1 protein-coding gene is annotated in these 235 nt (G+C 39.6%); it reads right to left on the minus strand.

The genetic code is table 11. The annotated features are described in order from the left end of the window. Positions 1-235 (minus strand): hypothetical protein (locus ACWA1B_RS23655; protein ID WP_456911141.1); only part of this gene is annotated, 235 nt, incomplete at both ends.

Raw genomic sequence — 235 nt, forward strand, 5'->3', positions numbered from 1 at the left:
TTCAAGCGCATGCATTCCGTTCGGGAATTTTGCAATATATCCAGCAAAACCAGGCATCGCTTGTTTCGCATTGTTTTGACTGTATTGTTTGAAAGCCGCATCATAAGTATCATTATCCAATTCCGCATCTGTAACCTCCACAAAGTCTAAAGTACGAACCCAAGTTGCATATTCGTCTACTTTTCCAGAATCAACATAAATTAATCTTGCTGTCGAAACTGCTTCTAGAGCTTCT

This window comes from Flavobacterium xizangense (genome assembly GCF_054075145.1).